This window comes from Streptomyces sp. NPDC093568 (genome assembly GCF_044764945.1).
In the GTDB taxonomy this organism is placed as follows: domain Bacteria; phylum Actinomycetota; class Actinomycetes; order Streptomycetales; family Streptomycetaceae; genus Streptomyces.
Genome location: NZ_JBIWJD010000042.1, coordinates 1 through 3,960 on the forward strand (window position 1 = coordinate 1; position 3,960 = coordinate 3,960).

Sequence of the window (3,960 nt, forward strand, 5' to 3'; positions counted from 1 at the left end):
CCGTTGGGTGCGGTGAGGCCGTTGCTGGCGCCGTCCTGGTTGATGGCCGAGCCGCGGATGATCGCGAGGACGGGGTGGTTGTTGCGCTGGGCGTCCGACAGCCGCTCCAGGACCAGGACTCCGACACCCTCCGACCATCCGGTTCCGTCGGCGGAGGCCGCGAACGACTTGCAGCGCCCGTCAGGTGCCAGCCCCTTCTGCCGACTGAACTCCACGAAAGTGCCCGGCGACGACATCACGGTGACGCCGCCGGCCAGCGCGAGCGAGCACTGGCCCTGACGCAGCGACTGGGCGGCCAGATGGAGCGTCACGAGCGAGGAGGAGCAGGCCGTGTCCACCGTGACGGCCGGGCCTTCCAGACCGAACGTGTACGACACCCGGCCCGAGAGCACGCTGCCGGCCCCGCCGGTCAGCCGGTGGCCGTCGGCGCCCTCCACGGGCTCGAACAGGTACGGCCCGTAGTCGTGGTACATGATCCCCGCGTACACACCGGTGTCGCTGCCGCGCAGCCCGGTGGGATCGAGGCCCGCCCGCTCGAAGGCCTCCCAGCATGCTTCCAGGAAGAGCCGCTGCTGCGGATCCATGGCGAGGGCCTCACGCGGGGAGATCCCGAAGAACTCGGCGTCGAACTCCGCCGCCTCGTGCAGGAAACCGCCCTCACGGGTGTACGACGTACCCGGCCGGTCGGGGTCCGGGTCGTGCAGTCGTTCCAGGTCCCAGCCCCGATCGACGGGGAACGGCGATATGGCGTCCGTGCCCCGCTCGACCAGCGTCCACAGATCCTCGGGGGACGCGACACCGCCGGGGTAGCGGCAGCTCATACCCACTACGGCGATGGGTTCGCGGGCGGCCGAGAGGAGTTCCTGGTTCTGCTGACGCAGCCTGTTGGTCTCCTTCAACGAGTCCCGCAGCGCTGCCACGACCGCTTCGGACGAGGTGTTGTTCATGCTGTTTCTCTCCAGGACTCTTCAGCCTTGACTCTCGCGAGCCATGCGTACGAGGGCGTCGACGTCCAAGGCGTCGATGTCCATGTCTGAGACGTTGTCTGTTTCCGTGTCCGGTGCGGCGCTTTCCGGTGTGGCGGGGGATGCCGTCGGTTCCGCGAGCCTGAGGAGCCCGTCCAGCAGGCCCGAGCCGCGCAGCCGGTCGATCGACAAGGTCGTCAGCATCCGGCGGATGTCGTGATCGGCGACCGCTCCGGACGGCGGGGCCGAACCGGAGTCGCCCTCGGCGGGGACGACTTCGGTGAGAAGCAGTCGGATGACGGCTTCGGGGGTGGGGTGGTCGAAGACGAGGGTGGCGGGCAGGCGCAGACCAGTGGCCCTGTTGAGGCGGTTGCGCAGTTCGACGGCGGTGAGCGAGTCGATGCCCAGCTCCTTGAACCCGCGCCGGGGGTCCACCGCGTCGACGCCGTAGTCGAGCGTGCGCGCAACCTCCTCGCGGACCAGCCCGAGCAGCAGCTCCTCACGCTCCTGCGCCGACAGACCGGCGAGCCGCTGCGTGAGCGACGGCGCGTCCGTCTGCGCTGCCGTGCCCGTGCCGGCCACCGCCCGGCGCACCGGAACCCGGACCAGGCCCCGCAGCAGCGGCGGCACGTCCTCGCCCCTGGCGCGCAGCGCGGCCGAGTCGAGCGGCAGCGGCACGACACCCGCCAGACCGAGCGCGATCGCGGAGTCGAACAGCGCCATGCCCTGCTCCGGCGCGATCGGCAGCATGCCGCTCCTGGCGAACCGGCTCCGGTCGGCCTCGCTGAGCGCCGCCGCCATGCCGCCCTCCGCCCACGGCCCCCAGGCCAGGGACACGGCGGGCAGCCCGAGCGCGCGACGGTGCTGGGCGAGGGCGTCCAAGTAGACGTTGGCCGCCGCGTAGTTCGCCTGACCGGCACCACCGGACACACCCTGGATCGAGGAGAACAGCGCGAAGACGGTCAGCTCCAGCTCGCGGGTGGCCTCGTGCAGATTGCGGGCGGCGTCGGCCTTCGGCCGCAGCACCCCGGAGACCCGCTCCGGTGTCAGCGTCGCGAACACACCGTCGTCCAGGACGCCCGCAGCGTGCACGACCCCGGTGAGGGGGTGCTCGGCGGGTATCCGCGCCAGCAGTGTGTCCAGCGCGGCGCGGTCGGCGACATCGCAGGCCGCCAGCGTGACATGGGCGCCGAGAGCGGTGAGGTCCCGCTCCAGTCGCGCCGCCCCGTCCGCGCCCGGACCGCGTCGGCTGACCAGCAGCAGTCGCCGTACGCCGTGCTCGGTGACGAGGTGACGGGCGAGCAGACCGCCGAGAGCCCCGGTCGCCCCGGTGATCAGCACCGTGCCGTCGGACCGGAAGGGCGACTCCGCGCTGCCCGGCGCGCTGACCCGCGCAAGCCTGGGAGTGAGCGCCCTGCCGCCGCGGACGGCGAACTCGCTGCCCGCCGCACTCAGGGCCACCTCCACGGCCTGCGGGTCGTCGAGATCCTCGACGTCCACCAGCACGATCCGGTCCGGGTTCTCGGTCTGCGCCGAACGCAGCAGACCCCAGGCGGCCGCGGCCGAGAGGTCGTGTACGCCCTCGCCGTCCGAGGTCGCCACGGCCCGCTCGGTCACGACGACCAGCCGCTCCTTCTCCGGCCGCTCCTCGGCGAGCCAGCGCTGCGTCAGCGCCAGCGCCTCGTGCACCGTCCCGTGCACCGAATCCTGACCCCGCAGTCGTACGACGGTGGGGGCTGCGGGCGTTGCGCCGGCCGGGGCGGGCACCCAGTCCACGCGGTACAGCGGCTCATCGGCCGGCCCACCCGCCGCGCTCAGTTGTTCGGCCGAGACCGACCGCACGGCGAGCGCGTCCACGGCGGCGACCGGAGCGCCCGCGCTGTCGGTGACCTCGATCGTCACCGCGTCCGTCCCGGCCGGCGCGATCCGCACCCGAGCGGCTCCGGCGCCGACGGCATACAGCCGTACGCCGCTCCAGGAGAACGGCAGCCTCGGCTCACCCGTGCCGGGCAGCACGCCCAGCTCGATCGCGTGCAGCGCCGAGTCGAGCAGCGCGGGGTGCAGCCCGAAGTCCTGGGCCGTCGGCACCTGGTCGTCGGGCAGGGCCAGTTCGGCGAACACCTCTTCTCCCCGGCGCCACGCCCGTCGCAGGCCCTGGAAGGCGGGACCGTAGCCGAAGCCCTGTACGGCCAGCACTTCGTAACGATCCGTCAGATCCACCGGCACCGCACCCTCGGGCGGCCAAACCGCGAGACCCTGCCCGGCAGGGCGGGCTTCTTCACCCGCGAGTACGCCGGTGGCGTGCCTGATCCATGGCTGCTCGGCGGACTCGCTCTCCAGCCGGGAGTGCACCGCCAGCTCACGCCGCCCGGAGGGGTCCGGGGCGCCTACGGCCACCTGGAAGCTGACCGCTCCCCGCTCCGGCAGCACCAGCGGCGCTTCGAGCGTCAGCTCCTCGAGGAAGCCGGTCCGTGTCTCGTCGCCCGCCTGGAGCGCCAACTCCACGAACGCCGTTCCCGGCAGCAGCACCCGGCCCAGGACCACATGGTCCGCCAGCCACGGGTGGGTACGCAGTGACAGCCGCCCGGTGAGCAGCAGTTCTTCGCTGTCGGCCCGCGTGACGGCCGCGCCGATCAGCGGATGGACGACCTCCCCGAGGCCCACGGCAGCGGCGTCCTTGGCTGGGGCCGTGTTCGGCTGCCAGTAGCGCTGGTGCTGGAACGGGTAGGTGGGCAGATCGACCCGCCGCGCCTCCCGGCCGCCGAACACGGCCCGCCAGTCCGGAGCGGATCCACGCACCCACAGCTCGCCCAAGGCGGCGACCAGGGCGTCGGGCTCCGGACGGTCTTTGCGCAGTGCCGTGACGAACTTCGGTTCCACGTCCGCGTCCTGGGGGAGGGATGCCTGGCCCATGGTGGTGAGGACTGGGTCGGGGCCGAGTTCGAGGTAGGTGGTGATGCCGTGTTGGTGGAGGGTGGTGATGGCGTCGTGGAAG

General features: G+C 72.4%; 2 protein-coding genes. Both read right to left on the reverse strand.

The features are described from left to right. Positions 1-947, reverse strand: a 947-nt coding sequence (locus tag ACIRD7_RS43190; RefSeq protein ID WP_403461557.1) for a beta-ketoacyl synthase N-terminal-like domain-containing protein, incomplete at its 3' end; no start/stop codon positions are given. A gap of 21 nt (positions 948-968) precedes the next feature. Continuing rightward, positions 969-3,960 (reverse strand): type I polyketide synthase (locus tag ACIRD7_RS43195; protein WP_403461559.1); only part of this gene is annotated, 2,992 nt, incomplete at its 5' end.